Annotated in this window: 21 protein-coding genes; 10 read left to right on the top strand and 11 right to left on the bottom strand. The window is 66.7% G+C overall.

From position 1 onward, the window contains the following. The first annotated feature begins 421 nt into the window (after window positions 1-421). The 3 genes from PQB87_RS32560 (at window position 422) to PQB87_RS32570 (ending at window position 2,466) form a co-directional block, all read left to right on the top strand. Entirely contained in the window at window positions 422-754 is a 333-nt protein-coding gene (locus tag PQB87_RS32560) for a DUF2322 family protein (protein WP_048021448.1), read from the top strand. An 88-nt stretch (window positions 755-842) separates the two neighbouring features. Beyond that, window positions 843-1,703, top strand: coding sequence for a hypothetical protein (locus tag PQB87_RS32565; protein WP_373863073.1), 861 nt, complete (start codon window positions 843-845; stop codon window positions 1,701-1,703). Between the two features lie 130 nt (window positions 1,704-1,833). Beyond that, window positions 1,834-2,466: a LysE family translocator gene (locus PQB87_RS32570; RefSeq protein ID WP_059684996.1), complete on the top strand. Its 633-nt coding sequence runs from the start codon at window positions 1,834-1,836 to the stop codon at window positions 2,464-2,466. Between the two features lie 18 nt (window positions 2,467-2,484). Here the strand turns inward: PQB87_RS32570 and PQB87_RS32575 are convergent, their stop codons facing one another. The 3 genes from PQB87_RS32575 to PQB87_RS32585 form a co-directional block, all read right to left on the bottom strand. Beyond that, window positions 2,485-3,186 carry a YebB family permuted papain-like enzyme gene (locus PQB87_RS32575; RefSeq protein ID WP_489243317.1) on the bottom strand — a complete coding sequence of 234 codons (702 nt, stop codon included), beginning with the start codon at window positions 3,184-3,186 and terminating at the stop codon, window positions 2,485-2,487. Window positions 3,187-3,330: 144 nt separating this feature from the next. Continuing rightward, entirely contained in the window at window positions 3,331-3,900 is a 570-nt protein-coding gene (locus PQB87_RS32580) for a hypothetical protein (RefSeq protein WP_059684992.1), read from the bottom strand. Between the two features lie 228 nt (window positions 3,901-4,128). After that, on the bottom strand, window positions 4,129-4,587 hold the full coding sequence (locus tag PQB87_RS32585; RefSeq protein WP_006749370.1) for an Lrp/AsnC family transcriptional regulator: 459 nt from the start codon (window positions 4,585-4,587) through the stop codon (window positions 4,129-4,131). A gap of 125 nt (window positions 4,588-4,712) precedes the next feature. Here PQB87_RS32585 and PQB87_RS32590 point away from each other — a divergent pair, with 125 nt between their 5' ends. The 3 genes from PQB87_RS32590 to surE all read left to right on the top strand — a co-directional run bounded on the left by PQB87_RS32590 (window position 4,713) and on the right by surE (window position 6,725). Beyond that, the gene (locus PQB87_RS32590; RefSeq protein WP_059696142.1) at window positions 4,713-5,447 is read left to right on the top strand and encodes an AzlC family ABC transporter permease; all 735 of its coding nucleotides are present in this window, start codon (window positions 4,713-4,715) and stop codon (window positions 5,445-5,447) included. Further along, window positions 5,440-5,748 (top strand): AzlD family protein, encoded by a 309-nt coding sequence (locus PQB87_RS32595; RefSeq protein WP_153490222.1) that lies wholly within the window; start codon window positions 5,440-5,442, stop codon window positions 5,746-5,748. The genes PQB87_RS32590 and PQB87_RS32595 overlap by 8 nt, the downstream gene beginning before the upstream one ends. 197 nt (window positions 5,749-5,945) lie before the next feature. After that, a complete protein-coding gene (gene surE / locus PQB87_RS32600) occupies window positions 5,946-6,725 on the top strand; it encodes a 5'/3'-nucleotidase SurE (protein ID WP_489243318.1) in 780 nt (259 codons plus the stop codon). A gap of 257 nt (window positions 6,726-6,982) precedes the next feature. Here surE and PQB87_RS32605 read toward each other — a convergent pair whose 3' ends face one another. From PQB87_RS32605 to PQB87_RS32635, 7 genes are all read right to left on the bottom strand, one after another. Continuing rightward, the gene (locus PQB87_RS32605) at window positions 6,983-7,804 is read right to left on the bottom strand and encodes an SDR family NAD(P)-dependent oxidoreductase (RefSeq protein ID WP_021160587.1); all 822 of its coding nucleotides are present in this window, start codon (window positions 7,802-7,804) and stop codon (window positions 6,983-6,985) included. Window positions 7,805-8,334: 530 nt separating this feature from the next. Next, a complete protein-coding gene (locus tag PQB87_RS32610; protein WP_489243319.1) occupies window positions 8,335-10,980 on the bottom strand; it encodes a GH92 family glycosyl hydrolase in 2,646 nt (881 codons plus the stop codon). A 67-nt stretch (window positions 10,981-11,047) separates the two neighbouring features. After that, window positions 11,048-13,507 carry a GH92 family glycosyl hydrolase gene (locus PQB87_RS32615; RefSeq protein WP_489243320.1) on the bottom strand — a complete coding sequence of 820 codons (2,460 nt, stop codon included), beginning with the start codon at window positions 13,505-13,507 and terminating at the stop codon, window positions 11,048-11,050. Window positions 13,508-13,835: 328 nt separating this feature from the next. After that, complete coding sequence (locus PQB87_RS32620) at window positions 13,836-14,303, bottom strand: cupin domain-containing protein (protein WP_060206126.1); 468 nt, start codon at window positions 14,301-14,303, stop codon at window positions 13,836-13,838. Window positions 14,304-14,543: 240 nt separating this feature from the next. Further along, window positions 14,544-15,896 (bottom strand): pyridoxal phosphate-dependent decarboxylase family protein, encoded by a 1,353-nt coding sequence (locus PQB87_RS32625; protein WP_489243321.1) that lies wholly within the window; start codon window positions 15,894-15,896, stop codon window positions 14,544-14,546. A 25-nt stretch (window positions 15,897-15,921) separates the two neighbouring features. After that, a complete protein-coding gene (locus PQB87_RS32630; protein WP_021160594.1) occupies window positions 15,922-16,221 on the bottom strand; it encodes an ArsR/SmtB family transcription factor in 300 nt (99 codons plus the stop codon). Window positions 16,222-16,396: 175 nt separating this feature from the next. Next, complete coding sequence (locus tag PQB87_RS32635; protein WP_153490227.1) at window positions 16,397-17,284, bottom strand: LysR family transcriptional regulator; 888 nt, start codon at window positions 17,282-17,284, stop codon at window positions 16,397-16,399. Between the two features lie 132 nt (window positions 17,285-17,416). Here PQB87_RS32635 and PQB87_RS32640 point away from each other — a divergent pair, with 132 nt between their 5' ends. Then, the gene (locus PQB87_RS32640) at window positions 17,417-18,454 is read left to right on the top strand and encodes an aldo/keto reductase (RefSeq protein ID WP_301862017.1); all 1,038 of its coding nucleotides are present in this window, start codon (window positions 17,417-17,419) and stop codon (window positions 18,452-18,454) included. Between the two features lie 34 nt (window positions 18,455-18,488). Here the strand turns inward: PQB87_RS32640 and PQB87_RS32645 are convergent, their stop codons facing one another. After that, a complete protein-coding gene (locus PQB87_RS32645; protein WP_502291559.1) occupies window positions 18,489-20,315 on the bottom strand; it encodes an ABC transporter ATP-binding protein in 1,827 nt (608 codons plus the stop codon). Window positions 20,316-20,351: 36 nt separating this feature from the next. Between PQB87_RS32645 and PQB87_RS32650 the strand changes: the two genes are divergently transcribed. The 3 genes from PQB87_RS32650 (at window position 20,352) to PQB87_RS32660 (ending at window position 22,345) form a co-directional block, all read left to right on the top strand. After that, window positions 20,352-20,654 (top strand): ArsR/SmtB family transcription factor, encoded by a 303-nt coding sequence (locus tag PQB87_RS32650; protein ID WP_048021417.1) that lies wholly within the window; start codon window positions 20,352-20,354, stop codon window positions 20,652-20,654. Between the two features lie 61 nt (window positions 20,655-20,715). Further along, window positions 20,716-21,711 carry a zinc-dependent alcohol dehydrogenase family protein gene (locus PQB87_RS32655; RefSeq protein ID WP_489243323.1) on the top strand — a complete coding sequence of 332 codons (996 nt, stop codon included), beginning with the start codon at window positions 20,716-20,718 and terminating at the stop codon, window positions 21,709-21,711. 157 nt (window positions 21,712-21,868) lie between these two features. Then, on the top strand, window positions 21,869-22,345 hold the full coding sequence (locus tag PQB87_RS32660) for a GNAT family N-acetyltransferase (protein WP_059684973.1): 477 nt from the start codon (window positions 21,869-21,871) through the stop codon (window positions 22,343-22,345). The last annotated feature ends 127 nt before the right edge of the window (window positions 22,346-22,472 follow it).

The raw sequence follows: 22,472 nt of genomic DNA on the forward strand, positions 1-22,472 counted from the left end.
GCCGAACGAAGCGGATAAGTTGCCGGCTTCGTTGCGGCAGATACGTCGGGTTCGAACATGAAACAAGCGTTGTACAACCCGCGCTCAAACAAATTGTAGATTTGGATTCCCGACGTCAGTAGCGTCGCCAACGCGTTCACCGTGTTGTCTTGATGGCAACAATTGACGACGGGGATGTCTTGAAATTGCGCTCGCGACTGTCACGCGAAGCGGCGGCGGCACGAGAAACAGGCATGGCAAACCGGACGACTGCGCGTCGCGGAGCATTCCCGCGTGCCCGCAATCGGCGCGCCGTGCGCATCTGCGATCGGATGATCAGACTCCGTGCAAATCGCCCGGTTGCGGCGGAAAGTGCATCACGGCGAATCAGATAACATACAGGCCGCCACCTTTCCACGATCAAACCGACGGAGTGTTTTCAGTGATTCAACCGACCCCTGTATTCAAGGACAACCTCGCGCAACTGCCGGCCATCGACGGTATCGCGCGCATCGATCTCGCCGGCGCGAACGGCGACGTGGTCGCGACCATCGAGAACCAGCCGGGCAAGCAGGGCTCGCTCGCGGTGTACAACTATCTGCAGCAGGCATTCGGCACGCTCGACGCGAAAGCGGCCGAGCACGGCCTCGCCGTGTTCGCCGAACATACGGCCGACGCACGCAACCGCCCGGGCGCGCACCCGAACGTCGATCGTCTGCTGGCGATCGTCGACGGCGGCGAAGCGCTGCGCATCGACGTCGTCGCGAAGGGCTGAGTCGTTGGCGGCACACGTGCGGAACACCGCAATCGTCGCATCCGTATCCGCTTCCCTGGAGATCGCCCGCGTGTCTCGCTTGAGTGCTCTGGCCTCGGGCCGCCGTTTCGCGACGGCCACCGCGATCACGGCCGTTGCCTGGGCCGCGCTCGGCGGCACGGCATCGGCCGCCCCGCTGCGGACAGCATCCGATATCGCCGGCGCGTCGCTCGTGCCGCTCGGCGTGCTGCCGCATTCGCCGGAGAACGGTTCGCTCGATCCGTTTTGCACGCGATATCGCGCGAAGACGACCACCGCGGCCGGCCGCGAAGTCGCGAAGCGCGACTGGATCGTGACGTCCGAGGCGCCGCTCGGGCGCTACACGGTCGTCACGTTCTCGAGCGGCTTCCGCGCCGGCACGAGCGCGATCTGCTTCGCGCGCAACGGCAACATCGGCGTATTCGACGGCACGACGCTCGTCGCGCTCGGCTATACCGCGCGCAAGGCCGGCTGGCAGCTCGGCTCGGTCGATCGGCTGGAAAACGGCGCGCTGCTGATCTGGGGCGGCGACGGCCCGGCACCGCCCGTCGGCGAACTGCATGAAGAGAACGGCGGCCTGCGCTTGACCGGCGTCGCCGCCGAAAGCACACACTGCAGCGGCCGCGCGGTCGTGCCGAACGTGTACGGCAAGCCGCTCGACGCGGCACGCAGGATCCTGATCGCGCACGGCTGGCAACCGCTGCCCCCGCGCGAGAAGCCGGAAGCAACGGATGGTGCGGCAACGCTCGCGAAGCACGGCATCTTCGAAGCCGAAGCGTGTTCGGGTACCGGCCTGGGGTATTGCGCGCTGCGCTACCGGAATGCAGCCGGCGTGCTCGGCGTGACGACGGTCGGCGGCGAGCCGGACAAGCCTTCGGCGAATACCGTGATCGACTACCAGGTCGCGTGCCGCAAGCAGGGGGTGCGCTGATCGCACGAGCATGTTGCACGCGTCATGCGATCCGCGCCGTCCGGCCATCGTCCGTTCGCTCGATTGACCGCGCTCACGTGCCCTCCTAAACTGACCTCCCTTTTACGCCGCACCGACAAAAGGGACTGCCATGATCGACTTCTCCACGCTCGCGCTGTTCTCCGGCGCATGTCTCGCCCTGACGGCCACGCCCGGCCCCGACATGCTGCTGATCGCGTCCCGCAGCGTGAGCCAGGGCCGGCGTGCAGGCTTCGCGACGCTCGCGGGCATTCAGGCCGGCACCTACTGCCACGCGCTCGCGGCCGCGCTGGGCTTGTCGCAGCTCTTTGTCGCGGTGCCGCTCGCGTATGACGCCGTGCGCTTCGCAGGCGCCGCGTATTTGCTGTATCTCGCGTGGAAGACCTTCCGTTCGGATGCGACCGCGCTGTCGCCCGTCGCGTCGCCACGCCGCCACTCGACCGCGACGATCTTCCGTCAGGGCCTGACGACGAACCTGCTGAATCCGAAGATGGCGTTGTTCGTGCTCGCGCTGTTTCCGCAGTTCGTGCGCCCCGAGCACGGTTCGATCGCCGTGCAGATTCTCGTGCTCGCGACGGTGCTGAACCTGATCGGACTCGTCGTGAACGGCGCGGTCATTCTTTCCGCGAGCCGGCTGAGCCAGCGGATCGGCGCGCGCCGCCGGCCGTCGAAGCTGCCTCAGTATCTGCTTGGGTCGGTGTTCGTCGGATTGGCGGCACGGCTTGCGGTGGCGGGGCGGCAGTAGTCGTAGCGGCCGCCCGATTCAGGTGCCACCCGAACGGCCAGGTTCAGGCCCGTTCTCGACACACCCGCGCGTATCCGCCACCACCCGCAACGCGTCGCTCTCGAGCAAGCTCGCCGGCGTCACCGTGCGGCGGCGCCACGGGATTCGCCCGAAATACCAGATTTTCCAGAAACCGAGCGGATGATCGGGATTCCGGCGCAGCAGCATGTCGAAGGTCTCGACGTCGCCGAGCACGATCCGCGTCGCATCGCGCACGACTTCGCGCACGAACCGCGAGCAGAACTGCCGGCGCGACGCGAGATTGAAACCCGTGTCGTAGACCACGCCGGTCCGGCGCATCGCCGCGTCGACAAGCCGCCGCCGCTGCTCTGCATCGAGCGGCTGCTTCAGCCGCGCGATCACGCATGCGCCGCGATCGGAGCGTGCGAGAAATCGCGACATCGTCGTCACGCGCGATAGCGGAAACGTGCTCTCCGCGATCAGCGTTTCACCGCCGCGCGCGCCGACGACGATGCCGACGTGATTCGTCCATGAGCGCGTTGCGCTCGCTACCTCGAGGAACGGCCGCACGGTCACACGAATGAACACGATATCGCCAATCTCCGGCGCGACCGGCAACGACACATCATGCGTTTCGGGAGAACCGACGGAGAAGAGGCGCCGCCGGCCCGCGCCGGGCGGGCGGATCATGAGCGGCTGGCGGCCGGTGTCGACGACCATACGGACCTCGCGCGAGTGGTGATGGCGCGAGCATGTCAGCAGCGGCCGGACTCCGCATCCGCTTCGTGTGCGAGGCCAGGTATTCGCGCCGCCCGGTGGCGGATTTCGATACCGGCGTGAAGCGGCGCGCGGGCGCCGCCGCCTTCAGCGCGTCGCGCCCAGCGCCACGCGCAGCCGTTCCATCAACTGCGTGTAGTGGCGCAGCACGTCGTCCCTCGGCACGACATTCGCCGTCGCGAAACGGTCGGACCACACCGGTTTCCACTCATACGAACCGTGCACGCTGCGGTCGCCGTCGGGCGCCTGGATCAGCGAGCGGATCCGCGCGTCGCGGCCCGGGCCCGTATGCATGTCGAACAGCGCGTGGATATACGTGTGATACGCGTCGTACACGTCGTCGTCGAACAGGTAACGATAGATGTGGAACGTGCGGTCGAGCTCGCGCTTCGCGCGGATCACGTCGTCCGGCGAGATGTCCTTCCAGTAGCCGATCCATGTGTAGAAGCACAGCAGCGCATTGAGCTGCGGCGCGACCGCGTCGTACAGCGCGAGCCGCTTCTCGATCAATCGCTGGTTGGTCCATTGCACCAGTTCAAGGCGCTTCAGCCGGCGCGCGACGAGCCAGCCGAGGCACGCGACCGACAACGGCGTCAGCACGCCGAGCACGAGCTTGACGATTTCCAGCGAATTCCACGGATTGTTGAATGGCTGCATGAATGGCCCGACAAGAAGGAACGTACCCGCGCCGGCGCATGACCCGGCGCGCGGTGCCGCCTGCCCGTTTGCGTCGACATTGACCGTTAGTTGCTTGCGCATCGAACGTCGCGCGACGACACGGGCGACATGCCCGAAGCGGCGCGATGCGTCAGTCTATCGGGCGATTGTCACCGAGCCGTGACCGTTCGTCGACCCGTCGTCGCAACTCCGCGCGCCCGCGTCGCGTTACGTCGGCAACGCCGACGTCAGCTTGACCTTCTGCATCGGAATGTCCGTCTTCACGCTCAGCACGCCCGGGATGCGCGTGAGGGTTTCCATCTGGAAGCGCCGGTAGTCGTCGATATCGGCCGCGACGACGCGCAGCAGGAAATCGCAGTCGCCCGCCATCAGGTGGCATTCGACGACTTCCGGCATCTGCTGGACGGCGTCGGCGAAACGGTTCACGGATTCCGCGTCCTGCCCCTTCAGCCACACGCGCGTGAAGATCGTCAGGCCCTTGCCGACTTTCGCCGGATTCAGCACGGCCACGTATTTCTCGATCACGCCGGCTTCCTCGAGCAGCCTCACGCGCCGCAGGCACGGCGACGGCGACAGTCCGACCTCGTGCGCGAGCTCCACGTTCTGCATGCGGCCGTCGCGCTGGAGCGCGCTCAGGATCCGGCGGTCGATGGCGTCAAGTTTCATTTGGCATCCAATTCCAAGAAATTCCAAAATCCTTCGTTCGATGCCAAATTCTCCGAAAATCATGGCCACAACGCAACCCGATTCGAGTCAAAAAAGCAGACAATCCCTCCCCCGAAGGAGGAGTAATGAGCAGTAGCGTTTCAACGTCGTCAGGGCTTCGCGACAAGCCCGCCTATGTCGCCGAGATGGGTCGCGGATTGCGCGCGGCGCTGCCCGTCATGCTGGGTTTCGTGCCGTTCGCGCTCGTGCTGGGCGCGCAGGCCGCGCAGAAAGGGCTGAGCCTGTTCGAAGTGCCGATGATGACCGGCATGAACTTCGGCGGCGGCTCCGAATTCGCGGCGATCCACCTGTGGACGTCGCCGCCGCACATCGCGCTGATCGTCGCGATGTCGTTCCTCGTGAATTCGCGCCACATCCTGATGGGCGCCGCATTCGAGCCGTATATCCGCCGCCTGCCGCGCCGCCGCGCGTTCTTCGCCCTGTTCTTCATGTGCGACGAAAGCTGGGCGATGTCGCTCGCCGACGCCCGGGCGCGCTCGGCCACCCACATCAGCGTGCCCTACTACGCCGGCATCTGCGTGGGGCTCTACCTGACGTGGATCTCGATGACCACGCTCGGCGCGGCGGTCGGCCCGACGATCGGCAACGTCGAGCAGTACGGCTTCGACATGGCGTTCACGGCCGTCTTCCTGGTGCTGCTGCGCGGGATGTGGAAAGGGATGCGCGCGAGCCGCCCGTGGTTCGTGAGCCTCGTCGTCGCGGCGGCCACGCACCTGGCCGTGCCCGGCGCATGGTACGTCGCGGCCGGCGCCTGCGCGGGGCTGATCGCCGCGCTGCTGTGGGAGCCGCGCGATGCCTGATTTCCCGGATCTCAACACGGTCGTCACGATCGTGCTGATGGCGTCGACGACTTACCTGTCGCGCATCCTCGGCTACGTGCTGCTGCGCAACCGCACGCTGAGCCCGCGCATGGCGTCGGTGATGGAGAACGTGCCCGGCTGCGTGCTGATCTCCGTGATCGCGCCGGCCTTCGTGTCGACGCGCCCGGCCGACCTGTTCGCACTGGCCATTACGCTGATTGCGGCGACACGCCTGTCGATCCTGCCGACCGTCATCGTCGGCGTCGTGTCGGCCGGCCTGCTGCGGCACCTGCTCGGGTAACGCGGGTAACGCCGATCCGACCCGCCGCATGCGCGGTCTGTCGAACCTGAGAACGGGCGCGCGATGCGCCCGTTTTCGCATGCGCGCACGGTGCAAGGCACTGCGTGGCACGACAGGCGTCGCGACGGGATGCTAGCCTTGCGGGGTGTACCCGCGATGCCATCTCCCCTCATTGCCTACCTGCGAGGATCGTCCCGATGCAAGAAACCCGCCCGCTGTTCGATCGTGTCCTGCTCACCAACGACGACGGATTCGACGCCCCCGGCCTTGAAGTGCTCGAACAGGTCGCCACGCAACTGGCGCGCGAAGTGTGGATCGTCGCGCCGGCGGAAGACCAGAGCGGCACGTCGCATTCGCTGAGCCTGCACGAACCGCTGCGCGTGCATCGCAAGGGCGAACGCCGTTTCGCGGTGCGCGGCACGCCCGGTGACTGCGTCGCGATCGCGATCAGCCACCTGATGAAGGATGCGCGGCCCGACGTCGTGTTGTCCGGCGTGAATCGCGGCGCGAACCTCGGCACCGAAACGGTGTTCTCCGGCACGGTCGGCGCCGCGATGACGAGCATGCTGGTCGGCGTGCCGGCCATCGCGCTGAGCCAGGCCTTCACCGATCGCAATGCGGTGCCGTGGGGCACCGCGCTGGCGCTCGCGCCGGACGTCATTCGCCGGCTCGTCGCCGCCGGCTGGGACAGCGATGCGTGCCTCAACGTGAATTTCCCGGCGCGGCCGGCCGAGGACGTGCGCGGCCTGAAGGTGACGAACCAGGGGGCCGGTACGCTGCAGGGCATCGAGATCGTGTCGGGCCGCGATCCGCGCGAGATCGACTATCACTGGCTGAAACTCGCTCGCGCGCCGCGTGAGGACGATCCGGATTCGGAAACGGTCGCACTCGGCGAAGGGTATGTCGCCGTCACGCCGCTGAAGTTCGAGCGCACGCACGACCAGGCGCTCACGCAACTGCGGTCGCGCCTCGGCTGATCCGCGTACGGAGGCTAAAAAGCGGTCGCGGCAATCGCGTGCATGATTCTTGCGCGCGGCTGTCCGGCCGCGACATTGCATCACGACATCACCGAATCGCCCCCACACCGCGACGCTGTATCCCCATATCACTTGCATCACTGCATCACCGCATCACCGCATCACCGCATCACCGCATCACCTCATCACCTCATCACCTCATCACCGCGTCACCGCGTCACTGCATCACTGCATCACCGCATCACCACTTCACCGCATCACGTCAGATTCATTCCCCCATCAAGCATCACGATCTCGCCCGTCACGTAATCAGACGCGACGAGCATCGCGACCGTCTGCGCGATGTCATCCGGCGCCGCCGCCCGGCGCATCGGCGCGCGCTCGCGCCAGAGTTGCTGCGCGTCCGTCCAGTCGGCCGTGAGCGGCGTATCGACGAGCCCCGGTGCGACCGCGTTGACGCGAATCGCCGGCGCGAGCGTGCGCGCGAGCAGCCGCGTCGTGTGATTGAGCGCGGCCTTCGCCGCCGCATAGGGAATCGACGCGCCCTTCGGCCGCACGCCCGCATGCGAACTGACGTTCACGACACACCCGGCACGCCCATGCGACGCCGCCTCACGCAGCGCGGCCTCCGCTTCGGCGACGAGCCGGAATGGCGCGATCACGTTGATCTCGTGCATCTCGCGCCACACGTCGGGCGTCGCTGCGGCAAGGTCGTCATGCGGAATCACGCGGCTGACGCCCGCGTTGTTGACGAGGACGTCGAGCCGCCCGTGCACGGCCAGTGCGTCGCGAATCAACCGCACGCGTTCGGCATCGTCGGCGAGATCGGCCTGCACGTAGGCCGCGCCGAGCTCGCGCGCCATTGCTCGCCCCACGTCCGCCGAACTGCGCGAATGCAGGATCACCGCATAACCGTCCGCCGCCAAGCGGCGCGCGATCGCCGCGCCGATGCCCGACGTCGATCCGGTGACGAGCGCGACCGGCCGATGCAGCCGCGACGCGCGCGGCTCGGCGACGGTTTCGGTTTCAGGTTCCGTTTCGGGAATCGGGGCAGAGATCGGCGGAAGCGGCGCGTCCATGTCGGGGAACCCTGTGAGTGGCGTTCCCGCATCATAAGCGCGACGACGTCTCCCGGACGCGAAAGTCACCGCGGCCACCACGAGGATCGCTCCGGCGAAGCCGAATCGGCCGGCCATCCATTCGCCGGCAACGCGCGGATCGCACAGCCGGGATCGCACCAGAACCGGTACACGCTCGGCGAGCGAGCACGCCCGCGAGCCGGGCCCGGACGCATCGGACACGGCGGCAATCAGGCCCGGACAGACCATCGCCGTGCCGAGACCGGGCAACACGCTCGCCACGAGCCGCCAGCCGCCAGCGCAACCGCCCCGTCAGCGCGGTCGGCGCACGTCTTGCCGCTGGCACCCGCATCCCGGCGACGATCAGCCCCTTGCGGCCCCAGCGGTCGCTCAGCGGCCCGGTGACGATCCGGCAACTTGCCCCATACGGCCGGACAGACGGCCTCAAGGATGCGATCCGCTCGAAACCGGCGCCGCCGGATGAAGCCATTCGGCCCGCGTCGAGGCGGGCCGCTTGCCGTTGCCTGCGGCTACTTCCCTGCCAACGTCAACGAAGGTGCGAGCGCGCTGTTCGGATCCTGACCGTTCCACTGGCTGACCCAACCATCGTTCGGCGTCGCCCCCATCACGAAATCGAGCGTGCCGCCGGCCTTCATCTCGTCGTAGGTGATGTACGGCCGATGCAGCGGCACGCCGTTCAGGCTCACCGACTGCACATAGCGATTGACCGACGACGGCGCGCCGCCGCCGGCCGTGTGCGCCGTCACGGTGAAGCGCCGCGACTTGCCGAACTTCAGCGCACCACCGTCTCCGCCGCCCGATGCAACCGGGATGTCGATCGTCGCTTCCGCGAACAGCGGCGTGCCAAGGTAGAACACGCCACCCACCGGATTCAGCGAATAGATGCCGAGCGCGGACAGCACGTACCACGCGGACAGCTGCCCGCAGTCGTCGTTGCCGGGAATGGCCGAATCGCGCACGCGGCGCGGGTCGGCCAGCGCGGCCTTCAGGCTGTCGCCGCTGAGCAGCGCGCGATCGCCGGCCGTCAGCGTCAGCGAATACATGTCGTCCATCACCGTGCGCACGCGGTCCTGTGTCTTCGACGGCATGCCCGCGACGTCGTACAGGTACGGCAGATGGTTCGCCGGCTCGTTCCCGGCGAAGAACTGGCCGCTGCGGCCGGTCAGGTCCGGAAAGCCCTGGTTGCCGAGGAAGGTCAGCGGGTTGGCCGGATCGAACGTGCGATCGAGCTGCGCGATGAACTGGCTTTTCCCGCCGAGCAACGCAACGAGCCCCGGGAAGTCGTGGAAGATGTTCCACGTATCGATCCACGCATTCGATTCGGAGAAGTCCGTCTTCTCCGCCGCCGTCGGGTCGAAGCCCGCCACCCAGTTGCCCTGCGCATCCTTCGGCTGCGAGAACTTCCAGCCGTTGTTCAGCGTCGGGTTGAACACGTTCCGGTAGTTCTGGCTGCGCTGCAGGTAGGGCCGGTAGTCGGCCGTGCTCTTGCCCGCCGCCTTGCCGACCGCGGCCGTCGCCCAGTCGTCGAACGCATAGTCCTGCGTCGTCGACACCGATGCGTTGTCGCCCGCGACCACGTAGCCGCGCTGGCGGTACTGGTCGAAGCCGTGCGCGCTCGCGCCCTGCGTGGTCGTCAACGCGGCCCAGATGTCGTCGATGCCCGCGCTCGTCAGGTGCTTCAGGTACGCATCGGCGATCAGCGGGATCGACGGGTGGCCGGCCATCGTGAAGGTTTCCGTTTGCGCGAGCGGCCACACCGGCAGCTCGCCCTTGCCGTTCTGCCTGAACTGCGTGAGCAGCGACTTGACCCAGCCGTCGACGCGCTCGGGCTGTACCAGCGTCATCAACGGCGACTCGGCACGGAAGGTGTCCCACAGCGAAAACGTCGACGAATAATCGAAGCCCGGATTCGCATGCTTGCTCGTCGTCGGCGGCGACGTCGCGCCGTCGTTGGTCGAATCGGTGCCGACGTAGCTGCCGTCCGCGTTGTTGTAGACGGTCGGCGCGAGCATCGTGCGATACAGCGACGTATAGAACATCGTCCGCTGGTCGGCGCTGCCGCCCTTGATCCTGATCCGTCCGAGCGCGTCGGCCCACACGCGTTCGGCCGCGCCGCGCACCTGGTCGAACGACTTCGCTCCGACTTCCGCGGCGAGATTGGCCTGTGCATCCGCGATGCTCGACGGCGAGATGCCGACCTTCACCGTAACCGCGCCGCTGTCGTTGCCGTCGGCGAACGTCAGGTAGGCCTTGAAGCCGTCGGCGCTGAACGCGACGTGTTTCGTATCGAACGGCTTCGAGAAACGCGCGACGAAATACGTCGGCTTGTTGTTCGCCCAGTTGTTCGTGATCTCCCAGCCGGCGATCGTCTGCGCATCGATGACCTGGATCTTGCCGCTCGCGGTCGAGCCGCCGATCGGGTTGTCGATGCTGACGATCATGCTGCGCTTCTGTGCAGCCGCGCTCGGGAAATACGTGTAGCGATGCACGCCCGCGTGCGCGGTGGCCGTCATCTCCGCGAGAATCTTCGCGCCCTTCACGTTCCACGGCGTGTTGCCGCTGCCGACCGGCGCCATCTTCACGCGGTAGTAGCCGGGGCTCGCGGTTTCGTCGTCGTGGCTGAACGACGCGTTGTAGGTGATCGACGCATCGGCGGCCACCTTGGCCAGCGTCGCGGTGTCAACCGGCGCCAGCGTCGGCAGGAACCGCACTTCGCCACCCGAACCGATGCCGGTGCCCGACAGGTGCGTGTGCGTGAAGCCGGTGATGAGCGGATCGTCGTACTGATAGCCGGACGTGCGATCCCAGTTCCACGGCAGCGTGTGCGCGCCGCCGGTCGTGTCCGGCCCGAGCTGCACCATGCCGAACGGCACGGTCGCGCCCGGGTACACGTGGCCGTGGCCGCGCACGCCGCTGCTCCAGTCCGCGTTGATGTCGAGGTTCGCGGTGCCGATCATCGGATCGACGCTGCGCAGCACCGATCGCTTGCCCGCGCCGCCGTTCTCGCCCTGGTCGTTCTGATCGCCCTGGTCGTTCTGGTTGCCCTGCGCGTTCGACATCTGCGCGAGCACGCTCGCATCCGTCGAAGCCTGATCGCCCCCGCACCCCGACAACACGGCAAGGCACCCGATACCCACCACATGACGTAGCTTCATCCGTTCGTCCCTCCCTCTCTCTGCGTCGATCCTGTCGGCAAGAACCGCTCGTTGATCTTCTCGACCGTTACGGCGCGCTGGCCGCCTGCGGGAACGACGGCATCGCGGATGCGTCGGTGCCCCACGTCGCCGCGCTCGCGTCGGCCGTCATCGAATACGACAGCTTTCCACCCTTCGCGATGTGCTCGAACGGCAGCCACGCGGTCGAGTAAGGTGCACCGTTCAGCTTCAACGACTTCACGTAGAACGACGCGGCATCGCCCGACCCTGCGCCCGGCGCGACGATGTGCAGCAGGCGGTAGCTGCCGTCCTGCTGCCCGACGCGCACGACGATCTTCTCGAACTGCGGGCTCGACAGCGCAACGCCGCTCACGCCCGGCACGACCGGATAGAGACCGAGCGCGGCCCACACGTACCAGCCCGAGAGCGCGCCGAGATCGTCGTTGCCGGGCAGCCCGGCCGCACCGGTGCCGAACTCGTTCGCGAGCGACGCGTGCAGCACGCGCTGCGTATGCGACGGCGCGCCGGCCCACGCATAGACCCACGGCACGGCCATCGTCACTTCGTTGCCGACGTAGAAATACGGCTGCACGGTGCCGATGTTCAGGTGCGTGAAGAACGTGTCGAGCCGCTTGACGACCGGCGCGGCGCCGCCGGCCTGCGCGACCACGCCGCCGAGATCGTGCGGCACGTACCACGTGTACTGCTCCGAGTTGCCTTCCATGAAGCCGGTGCCGTCGGTGACCCACGCACCGGCCGACGTCTTCGGCTGGATCGCGTTCCTGTCGAACAGGTTCTGCCAGTTGCCGCTCGACTTCAGCAGCGCGCCGGCCGTCGCCGTATCGCCGAGCGCCGTCGCGAAGCGCGACACCGCGAAGTCGCGCACCGCATATTCGAGCGTGTTCGACGCGGTCTGGTTGTCGCCCGGGCCCGACGACGGCACGTAGCCGAGCCGGTCGTAATCCGCGCGGCTGCCCATCACCGGCGTGCCGGCGCATGCGGCGCCCGGCATCGTGCTGCGCTTCATGATCGACAGCGCGGCCTGCGTGTCGAAGTTCGTCGCGCCGAACGCATGCGCGTTCGCGACGATGATCGAGCCCGCATCGCCCGGCATCACGGCCGTCTCGGTATTGAAGTACGCCCAGCGCGGGAACGCGCCGCACGCTTTTGCATCGAGCACGAGCGACTGCACGATGTCGCTGGTCCGCACCGGATCGAGCAATGCCTGAAGCTGCATGAACGAGCGGTCGATGTCCCAGCCGGAGAAGTTCGCGTACATCGTGCGGCCTTGCTCGACCTGACGCGTCGGCGCGGCCGATGCGCCGTTCGACGCGTAGAAGTCCGGATACTGGCCGTTCACGTCGTTGAACACGTTCGGGTGCAGCGACGCGTGATACAGCGCGGTGTAGAACTTCGTCTTATCGGCGTCGCTGCCGCCCGTGACCTGGATCGCGTTCAGGCGCGCGTTCCACGCGGCGCTCGCCGCGCTGCGTACCTTGTCGAAACGCCAGTTCCGGTTGCCTTGCGCGTCGGTGCCCGGATTCTCGGCGAGCAGGTTCGCCTTCGCATTCGCTTCGCTGACGAACGAAATGCCGAGCTTCATCATCACGTCCGGGTGCTTGCGGTCGACATTGAACGTCAACGCCACGGGGCTGTCGTTCGACAGCGCCGGCTTCGCCGCGAACGGCTGGCTGAATTCCGCGTAGTAGTAGACGGGTACCGCATGCCCGGCCCAGCAGAATCCGCCGCCCGCGATCGTGCCCGACAACGCGCGGTCGCCGACCTGGCTGATCGTGTCGCCCGTCGAGCCTTGCGCGCGATTGTTCAGCACGGTCGGATCGATCGCGATCGTCGCCTGCTGGCCCTGCGCGAGTGCCGGGTACGTGAAGCGCGCGAAGCCGGTGCGCAGCGTCGTCGTCAGCTCGGCCTTGATGCCGTTGCCGAGCGTGACACCGTAATAACCGGCCTGCACGGTTTCGTTCGCGTGGTTGAAGCTGGCCGGCGTGCCGGCGTCGCCGGGCGCGAGTTGCGGCATCACGTTCAGGTAGCCGCCGTTCGCCCAGCAGCCGGTGCCGCTCAGGTGCAGGATGCTGAATGCGTTGATCGACGTGTCGCCGTACCAGTAGCCGCCGGAGAAGCCGGAGCCGTCGCCTTTGCGGCTGTCGTACTGGGCGGTGGGCGTCATCGGGCTCCACTGCATCATCCCGAACGGGACCGTCGGCCCCGGGAACGTGCCGCCGCCCAGACCCGAGCCGACCGGGTCGGCCGGCTGGTCGGTCGCATAGTCGGTGCCGATCAGCGGATTGACGTACTGAACGACGCGAATGTCGGCGTTCTTCTTCGCTGCTGCGTTGCCGTTGTCGTTTCCATTGCCGTTGCCGCCGTTGCCGTCTTCGTTGCCTTGCGACTGCGCCGCGGCCGACAGATTCGAAGCGGCTGCCGACGGCGAATCGCCATCGCCCCCGCACGAAGCCAAGCCAACGCAGAGCGCCAGCAGCGCCGCTCCCAACCCCCAGTTCCTCGACATCGCCTGTCTCCGTTTCGTTCTTGAATCAAGCTGTTGGTTCGAACTACTGAGCTTTAAATCAGGAATCTTTTCGTGACTTGTCGCGTACGCGGCCAATCGGTCGAAACTGCCGGACGCGTGTATTTATTTCCGTACCCGGATGCCCGAAAAAGACATGCCGCCAGGTCGAAATGCCGGCACCCGGGAACGGACAATGCGCACAAGCGTGCCCAAATAAACGCGGTTTCTCTACCCCGTATTTTTACGAATTTTTATTTTGTTTATCTAAACAATAGGTAATTGATTCGGTTTTTTATACGGAATTCGACATTGCGAATGCGATTGGCAATCAGGGCTGTTTCGGCAGCTCGACGTAGTCTTCAAGCTCGCCGGCGATATAAAGCCGCTTGCCGATACGCGGGTATTCGCAGACATCGTGTTCGAGCCGCTGCCCGCCGACGAGCAGTTCCAGCGGCGCATCGCCGGTGTTCTGCACCGTATGCGCTTCACCGCCACGCGGAAAGCCGATGAAATCACCGGGCCCGATTTCACTGACGCGTTCGCCGATCGTGACGGAGCCCGCGCCGGACAGCACGTAGACGAATTCTTCCTCGTACAGGTGACGGTGATACTCGGCCGATTCGTGACCGGGCATCAGCGTGAGCAGGTGGATACCGAATTGCGTCAGGCCGGTCAGGTCGCTGAGTTGTCGTTTGAGCCGGACGGCATTGGGATTCAGCGAATGCACCGCGCGCGTCGGTTCCATCTTCGCGATATCGGCGGCCTTCAGCAGTTCCCGGGGAAAGGGAGTCGACATGGGGGTCTCGCAAGCGTGAATGCATCGGTTGAACGCTACGCCGGCGCGGCGCACGCAGCGGCTATTGTCCGACATTTTCACGCTGGCAGCCGTGGCATCCGCACCGCCGTCGCACGCTGCTCACACGCCCCCGTTCGTTGCGCGAGCGCGTCGATGCGAATGGTGCGTGCCGCGCTGCACGTCATCGAATGCACGAAGGTCGCGCCCGCCACCGTGACGGGCGCGGACGCCGCGGGACGCTCAGCGCACGTGCACGCCGCGCAACGCCGTCAGCAACGCGACGAGCCGATCGATGTGCGCATCTTCCGTGCGCCACGACGACACGCTGATCCGGAACGCCGGCCGCCCCTGCCACACGGTCGCGCCGAACCACACGTCGCCCGATGCCTGTGCGGCTTCGAGGATCGCCGCGGTTTCGTCGTCGGTGCCGGCGCGCGCGAGCACCTGGTTCAGCACGACGCGGTTCAGCACGTCGTAACCGGCCGCACGCAGGCCGTCCGCGACCCGCGCCGCCTGCGCGCAATGCCGCTCGACCATCGTCGCCACGCCGGCGCGGCCGAGCGCACGCAACGCAGCCCACACGGGAATGCCGCGCGCCCGTCGCGAGAATTCGAGGTTCAGGTTCTTCTGCGCATCCTGCGCGCCGCTCAGGTAGACGGCGTCGCTGTTCATCGCGGTGGCGAGCGCCGCCGCGTCGCGGCAGATCACCATCGCGCCGTCGTACGGCGTGTTGAGCCACTTGTGCCCGTCGGTCGTCCAGCTGTCCGCGCCGTCGATGCCGTCCGTCAGCGCGCGCTTCGACGATGCGCGTGCCCACAGGCCGAACGCGCCGTCCACGTGCACCCATGCGCCGGCCGCCTTCGCGGGCGGAATCAGCGCCGCGAACGGATCGAATTCGCCGGTGTTCACTTCGCCAGCCTGCACGCAGAGGATCGTCATGTCGTCGAGCGGCGGCAACTGGGCGGGGTCGATGCGGCCGTGCGCATCGACCGGCGCGACGACGATGCGCTTCATCCCGAAGCCGAGCACGCGCAGCGCCTTCTTCACCGTGATGTGCGCGAGCGCGGAAATCACGACCTTCACTTCGGGCGCGCCGATCAGCCCGTCCTCGTCGATATCCCAGCCCTTGCGCGCGAGCAGCGCGCGCCGCGCGGCCACCAGCGCGACGAGCGTGCAGGCTGTCGCGCTCGTACCGAACCCGACCGCGCTGCCTTCGGGCAACGCGAGCGCATCGACGACCCAGCGCGCGGCCTGGCGTTCGATCGTCGCCGCGACCGGCGAATTCGCGTACGACGACGCGCACTGGTCCCACGCGAGCATCAGTCGCTCGGCCGCGGCAGCAGCCGGGAGCGCCGCGCCGATCACGAAGCCGAAGTAGTTCGGGCCGTTCGACGCGACCGTCGCGGGCGTGCCGTGCTCGTCGAGCAGGCGCAGCACGTCGTCGGCCGGGCGCCCCGCGTCGGGCAGCGGCTCGTCGAAGGCGGCGAGGCCGGCCAGCGCGGCCGCGTCGGGAAACGCGCGTCGCTCGCCGGTTGCGGCCAGATACGCGTGCGCGCGCCGGTCGGCGTCGGCCAGCAGTGCAAGTTCGTCCATGTCGGTTGCCTCGGGGGAAATGGAATCAGAGTTGCGAGAGATCTTGGCCGAGCTGCTGCAGCGCGCCGTCGATCCGCTTGTAGTACGTGAACTTGCCGACGCGGGTCGCCCGCACGAGCCCGGCATCCGCGAGGATGCGCATGTGGCGCGTGGTCGTGGCCGGCGCGATGCCGAGCTTCTCGGTGATGTACGTGCAGCACACGCCGAGTTCGTCGAAGTCGCCGTGCGGTTGCGGCGGGAAATGCTTGCGCGGCTGCTTGAGCCAGCGCATCACGGCCAGACGGCTTTCGTTGGCCAGGGCGCTGATGCGGGTAACGTCGTCCATGGGGTGCGGTTTCGTTTGACGTTTCGAATATTAGCTAAATGACGAAGTGTGGGCAATCGGTTTGAAGGACGATTTCGGCTGGCGATGTGGCGTGCAGGGGCGCCTGCGTCGACACGCGACGCAGGCGCGGCGGAATCGCTGCTTCAACGTTTCGCGACAGCCCGTGTAATCTGCATCACGCCGCAGTCAGTGCCTGCGCCAGCCGGTCGATCAGCGCACGCACGCGCGTCGGCTGCGCGGCACGGCCCGGATACACGATCTGCAAGTCGACGTCGCCCGGCGAGAAATCGCGCAGGATCTCGACGAGCGCGCCGGACGCCAGATCCTGCTCGACGTCGACCAGCGATTTCAGCGCGACGCCATGCCCCGCGATGCACCACGCCCGCACGAGCGCGCCGTCGTTGGCCACGCGCCGGCCGCGTACCATCACGCGCTTCGGTTCGCCATCGATGCTGAACGGCCATTCGGCATACAGGTCCGGCCCGAAACGCATCACGATGCAGTCGTGAGAAACGAGATCGTCCGGATGCGTTGGCGTGCCGTGCGCGGCGAGATACGCAGGCGACGCACATACCACGCGCCGCGCGCGGCCGAGCGAGCGGCTGCGCAGCGAACTGTCCGCGAGCGTGCCGCGGCGAATCGCGAAATCGAGCCCCTGCCCGACGAGATCGACGTAACCGTCGCCGAGATGCAGGTCGACCGTCACACCCGGGTGCTCGGCCAGGAACGCATCGACGACCGGCACGACGCGCTCGCGCCCGAGATCGGCCGGTGCGCTCAGCCGCACGGGCCCCGACAGCGTCTGCACGCCCAGCCGCACGCGGCTTTCGAGTTCGTCGGCTTCGGCCAGCAGGCGCCGCGCGCCGTCGACGAGCGTGCGGCCCTCGTCGGTCAGGCTGATCGCGCGCGTCGTGCGCGTGAGCAGCGCCGCGCCGTAGTGACGCTCGAGCGCCGTCAGTCGCTCGGACACCGTGGCCGGCGACAGCCCGACCTCGCGGCCCGCCGCAGCCAGCCCGCCCTTCTCCACGATGCGCAGGAACAGCGCGAGATTGTCGAGCAGCATTGTTCGCTCCTTCCGAAGGATATTTTCGAAGCCTGCCCGATTATCCGAAATGTCCGCAAGCGATACAGTGCGGCAACGCTCGATGTCACGGCCGTCCACCCCAGCGCTTCGATCATCCACAGGAAACCCGCCATGGAATACCGCACCCTCGGCCGCTCCGGCCTCAAGGTTCCCGTCCTGAGCTTCGGCGCCGGCACATTCGGCGGCACCGGCCCGCTGTTCAGCGCATGGGGCAACACGGGCGTCGACGAAGCGCGCCGCCTGATCGACATCTGCCTCGAAGCCGGGGTGAACCTGTTCGACACGGCCGACGTGTATTCGGACGGTGAATCCGAGCGCGTGCTCGGCGCCGCGATCAAGGGACGTCGCGACCAGGTGCTGATCTCGACGAAGACGGGCCTGCCGACCGGCGACGGCCCGAACGACGCGGGCACGTCGCGCGCGCGACTGGTCCGCGCGGTCGACCACGCGCTGCGCCGCCTCGACACCGACTACATCGACCTGCTGCAACTTCATGCGTTCGACGCGGGCACGCCGGTCGAGGAGGTGATGTCGACGCTCGACGATCTCGTGCGCGCGGGCAAGCTGCGCTACATCGGCGTGTCGAACTTCGCGGGGTGGCAGATCATGAAGTCGCTGGCGGTGGCGGATCGGCACGGCTGGTCGCGTTACGTCGCGAACCAGGTCTACTACTCGCTCGTCGGCCGCGACTACGAGTGGGACCTGATGCCGCTCGGCGCCGACCAGGGCCTCGGCGCACTCGTGTGGAGCCCACTCGGCTGGGGCCGGCTCACCGGCAAGATCCGGCGCAACACGCCGCTGCCCGAAGGCAGCCGCCTGCATGAAACGGCGAGCTACGGGCCGCCGGTCGACGAAGCGCGCCTGTACGACGTCGTCGATGTGCTCGACGCGATCGCGGAGGAAACCGGCAAGACGGTGCCGCAGATCGCGCTGAACTGGCTGCTGCGACGGCCGACCGTGTCGTCGGTCATCATCGGCGCGCGCAACGAGGAACAGTTGCGCCAGAACCTCGGCGCGGCAGGCTGGGCGCTGACCGATGCGCAGGTCGCGAAGCTCGATGCGGCGAGTGCTGTCGAAGCGCCTTATCCGTACTTCCCGTATCGCCGGCAGGCGGCGTTCGCGCGGCTCAATCCGCCGATGCGCGGGTAAGGGACGGTAGCGGCGACGCGGTTGCGTGCCTGTGTCAGGCCGGCACGCCTGCGTGGCCGAGCCGCACGACCTTGTCGGCCGCGCCGATGACCGAGCGCCGGTGGGTGATCGCGATCACCGTGACATCGCGGGCGAGCAGTCGCACGTGTTCCATGATGTCGCGCTCCGTCGCTTCATCCAGCGCGGAACTCGCCTCGTCGAGAAACAGTACGGTCGGGTTGCCGTACAGCGCCCGGGCGATCGCGATGCGCTGGCGCTCGCCGCCGGACAGCTTCAGCCCGCGCTCGCCCACCGTCGTGTGGAATCCGTCCGGCAGGCCGTCGATGAACGTCAGGATCGTGGCCCTCGCAGCGGCTTCCCGCAAACGCCGAGCATCGTGCGGCCGGCCGAGCAGGATGTTGTCCTCCAGGCTTTCGTTCAGCAACACTACGTCCTGCGGCACGACGGCGACCGCACCGTACCAGTCGGCGCGGTCGATGTCCGCGAGATCGACGCCGTCGACGAGAATGCGCCCGCCGGTCGGTTCGATCGACTTCAGCGCCAGCTTGAAGATCGTCGATTTCCCCGCCCCCGTTTCGCCGACGATGAACGTGACGGCCCCACGCTCGGCGACGAAATCGACATCGGTCACGCCGCGCCCGTTGCCGTACGCGTAACCGACATGGTCGAACACCACGCGCCCTTCGCGCGGCACGAACGCCGATGCGTGCGACACCTGCCGCTCCTCGGGTGCCGTCCAGAGCGCCGCGAACGGCACGAGGGCCGCGCGGGAGCGCGCACTCTCGTCGATCGAGCGCGCGAGCATTTCGAACGGCAGGTTCAGTTGCAACAGCAACGTGTTGAACAGCACGATGTCGCCGATCGACAGCGCACCGGCTTCATGGCGCGGCAGCAGCAACCAGAACGTCACCGAGAACTGGACCGCGAGGCCGAGACCCAGCAGCGCGAGATAGCCGACGTGCTGCAGCACGTATGCGCGCCAGCTGTCGCGCTCGACGCGCGCTTTCTCGGAGAAACGTTCGCTCATCCACCGATGGCTGCCGAAATGCCGAAGCGTCTCCATCGCATTGATCGCGCCGCCGACGAAACGCGCATTCTCCTGCCCGGCCTCGATGGCGCGGTCGAGAAACGCGCGCGAGCGCCGCGCGGCAACGATCGCGATCGTCACTGCGACCGCGCCGTAGGCGGCCGTGATGGCCATGACCTCGAAATTGATCAGCGCGCCAAGCGTGGCGAGCGTCAGCACGATCTGAAGCGTGCCGGGGATCAGGTCCATCAGCGCGAGTTGCACGAGCACCGACAGTGCGCGGCTGCCGCGTTCGTTCGCATTCTGGATTTCAGCCGGATTGTGTTCGACGAAGAAGGCCGTGGTCTTCTTCAGGATGCGCTCGAAGAAGCGCGTGCCGGTGATGAATCCGAGATTCTCGGAACTCATGAAGGACAGGTACTGCACCACGCGTTGCAGCGCGCTGGACAGGCCCAGCAACACCGCATAGAGCACAAAGCCCGGGATCAGCGCATGGAGCACGCCGCGATGCGACAGCGCGTCGATCAGGCGCGAGAACAGATAGGGCGCGGCGACGGCGCTCGCACTCGACAGCACGACGACCGCCGCGACCGTCAGCAGCATCCAGCGATCGGCCTTCCAATAGGCTCGCAGCACCTCGGCAATCGGATTCGGCGCGTGGTGTTCGTTCATGACGCGAAAAACCGGGGGCGACCCGGATGGCGACAGACGGCCGAAAAGTCTAACAGACCGAAAGAAAAGACACGGCGGCGTTCGGGCGGCACGGCGGCAGCAACGCGGGGCCTTCGAAGGCCGGCTGGCCGTGGACGCTACCAAACGGCGGATGCCCCCCACATTGACATATCGGTAAATCTCGATATACTCCGCGCCATGGAATTGCTCGACATTTTCAAGGCCCTCTCGAACCGGACTCGTCTCGAGATCCTGCAAGGCTTGAAGGATCCCGTGAAAAACTTCCCTCCGCAGGACGAAGGGGACGTGCTCACGGTGGGCGTCTGCGTCAGCAGCATTCAGGAGGGTGTCGGGCTGTCGCAGTCGACGGTGTCCGATTATCTTGCCACGCTGCAACGCGCCGGCCTGGTCGAGGTCAGGCGCATCGGTCAGTGGACCTACTACAAGCGCAACGAAGCAGCCATCAGTGCGCTTGCCAAGGCCATTGGCAAAGAGCTGTAATTTTTTGCCGCAATATATCGATAATTCCCGATATCTCTTTTTATCGAAACAAGGAGCTCCAGTGAAAGCGCTCATGCTCAAATCATTTGGCGGCCCGGAATCGTTCGAACTGAGTGACGTACCCAAGCCCGTGCCGCACGCGGGACAAGTCCTGGTCCGCGTCCATGCGACGTCCATCAACCCGCTGGATTACCAGGTCCGGCGCGGCGACTATCACGACCTGGTGCCGCTGCCGGCCATTACCGGGCATGACGTCTCCGGCGTGGTCGAAGCAGTCGGGCCGGGGGTGACGGCCTTCTCTCCGGGAGACGAAGTCTGGTACACCCCGCAAATCTTCGACGGGCCGGGCAGTTATGCCGAGTACCACGTCGCCGCCGAACACATCGTCGGGAAGAAGCCGCCGTCACTGAGCCATCTCGAAGCGGCAAGCCTGACCCTGGTCGGCGGGACGGCATGGGAAGCACTGGTCGTGCGTGCGGCGCTGCGCGTGGGGGAAAGCATTCTGGTACACGGTGGCGCGGGAGGCGTCGGCCATGTGGCGATCCAGCTCGCCAAAGCCATCGGCGCGAGGGTGTTCACGACCGTGCGCGCAGCCAACGTCGAATTCGCCCGAAGTCTGGGGGCCGACGAGGTCATCGACTACGAAAAGGACGATTACGTCGACGCCGTCATGCGGACCACGGGTGGCCGCGGAGTCGACGTCGTGTTCGACACCATCGGCGGCAACACCTTGTCGCGCAGCCCCGACGCGCTCGCACAGCTTGGCCGCGTCGTCACGATCGTGGACATCGCACAGCCGCAAAACGTCATTCAGGCCTGGGGCAAGAACGCGAGCTATCACTTCGTTTTCACGAGGCAAAACCGTGGCAAGCTGGATGAGCTGAGCGCATTGGTTGCGCGCGGACAGCTGCGGCCACACGTCGGCGCCGTCTATTCCCTTGCCGATATCCCGCTCGCCCATGCCCGGCTGGAAAGTCCCCGCCACGGTGTTCGCGGAAAGATCGCGATCGCGGTCGAGCCATTGGCTCATCCCGGCCGTGTCGACGGGTCTTCATGATCCTGTTGCACGGATGCTCGACCGTTGGCCGTGGCACCATGAAATGCTGTCACCATGGGCCTACCCATGGTGCCGCGAGCTTCCTATCGTAGAGACCTGCGACGCGCCGGCCGGACCGGCGGCGCGCGCCCTTCTCATCGAAAGGTTCGCCAACAACATGAATGCCGACGACACAGGACTGACCGTACGCGCGGTCACTGAAAACGACTACGACCAGTGGCTGCCGCTATGGGACGGCTATAACCGCTTCTACGGCCGCTTCGACGATACGGCCCTGCCGCTGCGCATCACGCAGCTCACGTGGTCGCGCTTCTTCGACGGCTACGAGCCCGTCCATGCTTTCGTCGCGGAACGTGACGGCAAGCTCGTCGGGCTCGTGCACTTCCTGTATCACCGCAGCACGACGCACGCCGGGCCGGTCTGCTACCTGCAGGACCTGTTCACGCTCGACAGCGAGCGCGGCAAGGGCGTCGGCCGCGCGCTGATCGAAGCCGTGTACGACACCGCGCGTGCGCATCGCGCCGAACGCGTGTCCTGGCAGACACACGAATCGAACCACACGGCGATGCGCCTCTACGACACCGTCGCGGAAAAGCCGGGAGCGGTGCTCTACCGGAAGGAGTTGTTGCGCTGAGTACGCGCGGCCGGGCGCTCATCTGCCACCTTGCCCCGCGAAGACGACGGCATGCGCGCCCCTTTCTTCAACGCGCTGAATGCAGGAACACCAACCAGCGTCAGCCCCTGGACAAGCCCGCCCGATT

It is taken from the genome of Burkholderia sp. KL41, from assembly GCF_057005415.2.

Coding starts and splice junctions, on each gene's coding strand:
- PQB87_RS32570 (WP_059684996.1), top strand. CDS start 1,834: ATGATCGACTTCTCCACGCTCGCGCTGTTCTCCGGCGCATGTCTCGCC.
- PQB87_RS32575 (WP_489243317.1), bottom strand. CDS start 3,186: ATGGTCGTCGACACCGGCCGCCAGCCGCTCATGATCCGCCCGCCCGGC.
- PQB87_RS32580 (WP_059684992.1), bottom strand. CDS start 3,900: ATGCAGCCATTCAACAATCCGTGGAATTCGCTGGAAATCGTCAAGCTC.
- PQB87_RS32585 (WP_006749370.1), bottom strand. CDS start 4,587: ATGAAACTTGACGCCATCGACCGCCGGATCCTGAGCGCGCTCCAGCGC.
- PQB87_RS32590 (WP_059696142.1), top strand. CDS start 4,713: ATGAGCAGTAGCGTTTCAACGTCGTCAGGGCTTCGCGACAAGCCCGCC.
- PQB87_RS32595 (WP_153490222.1), top strand. CDS start 5,440: ATGCCTGATTTCCCGGATCTCAACACGGTCGTCACGATCGTGCTGATG.
- surE (WP_489243318.1), top strand. CDS start 5,946: ATGCAAGAAACCCGCCCGCTGTTCGATCGTGTCCTGCTCACCAACGAC.
- PQB87_RS32605 (WP_021160587.1), bottom strand. CDS start 7,804: ATGGACGCGCCGCTTCCGCCGATCTCTGCCCCGATTCCCGAAACGGAA.
- PQB87_RS32610 (WP_489243319.1), bottom strand. CDS start 10,980: ATGAAGCTACGTCATGTGGTGGGTATCGGGTGCCTTGCCGTGTTGTCG.
- PQB87_RS32615 (WP_489243320.1), bottom strand. CDS start 13,507: ATGTCGAGGAACTGGGGGTTGGGAGCGGCGCTGCTGGCGCTCTGCGTT.
- PQB87_RS32620 (WP_060206126.1), bottom strand. CDS start 14,303: ATGTCGACTCCCTTTCCCCGGGAACTGCTGAAGGCCGCCGATATCGCG.
- PQB87_RS32625 (WP_489243321.1), bottom strand. CDS start 15,896: ATGGACGAACTTGCACTGCTGGCCGACGCCGACCGGCGCGCGCACGCG.
- PQB87_RS32630 (WP_021160594.1), bottom strand. CDS start 16,221: ATGGACGACGTTACCCGCATCAGCGCCCTGGCCAACGAAAGCCGTCTG.
- PQB87_RS32635 (WP_153490227.1), bottom strand. CDS start 17,284: ATGCTGCTCGACAATCTCGCGCTGTTCCTGCGCATCGTGGAGAAGGGC.
- PQB87_RS32640 (WP_301862017.1), top strand. CDS start 17,417: ATGGAATACCGCACCCTCGGCCGCTCCGGCCTCAAGGTTCCCGTCCTG.
- PQB87_RS32650 (WP_048021417.1), top strand. CDS start 20,352: ATGGAATTGCTCGACATTTTCAAGGCCCTCTCGAACCGGACTCGTCTC.
- PQB87_RS32660 (WP_059684973.1), top strand. CDS start 21,869: ATGAATGCCGACGACACAGGACTGACCGTACGCGCGGTCACTGAAAAC.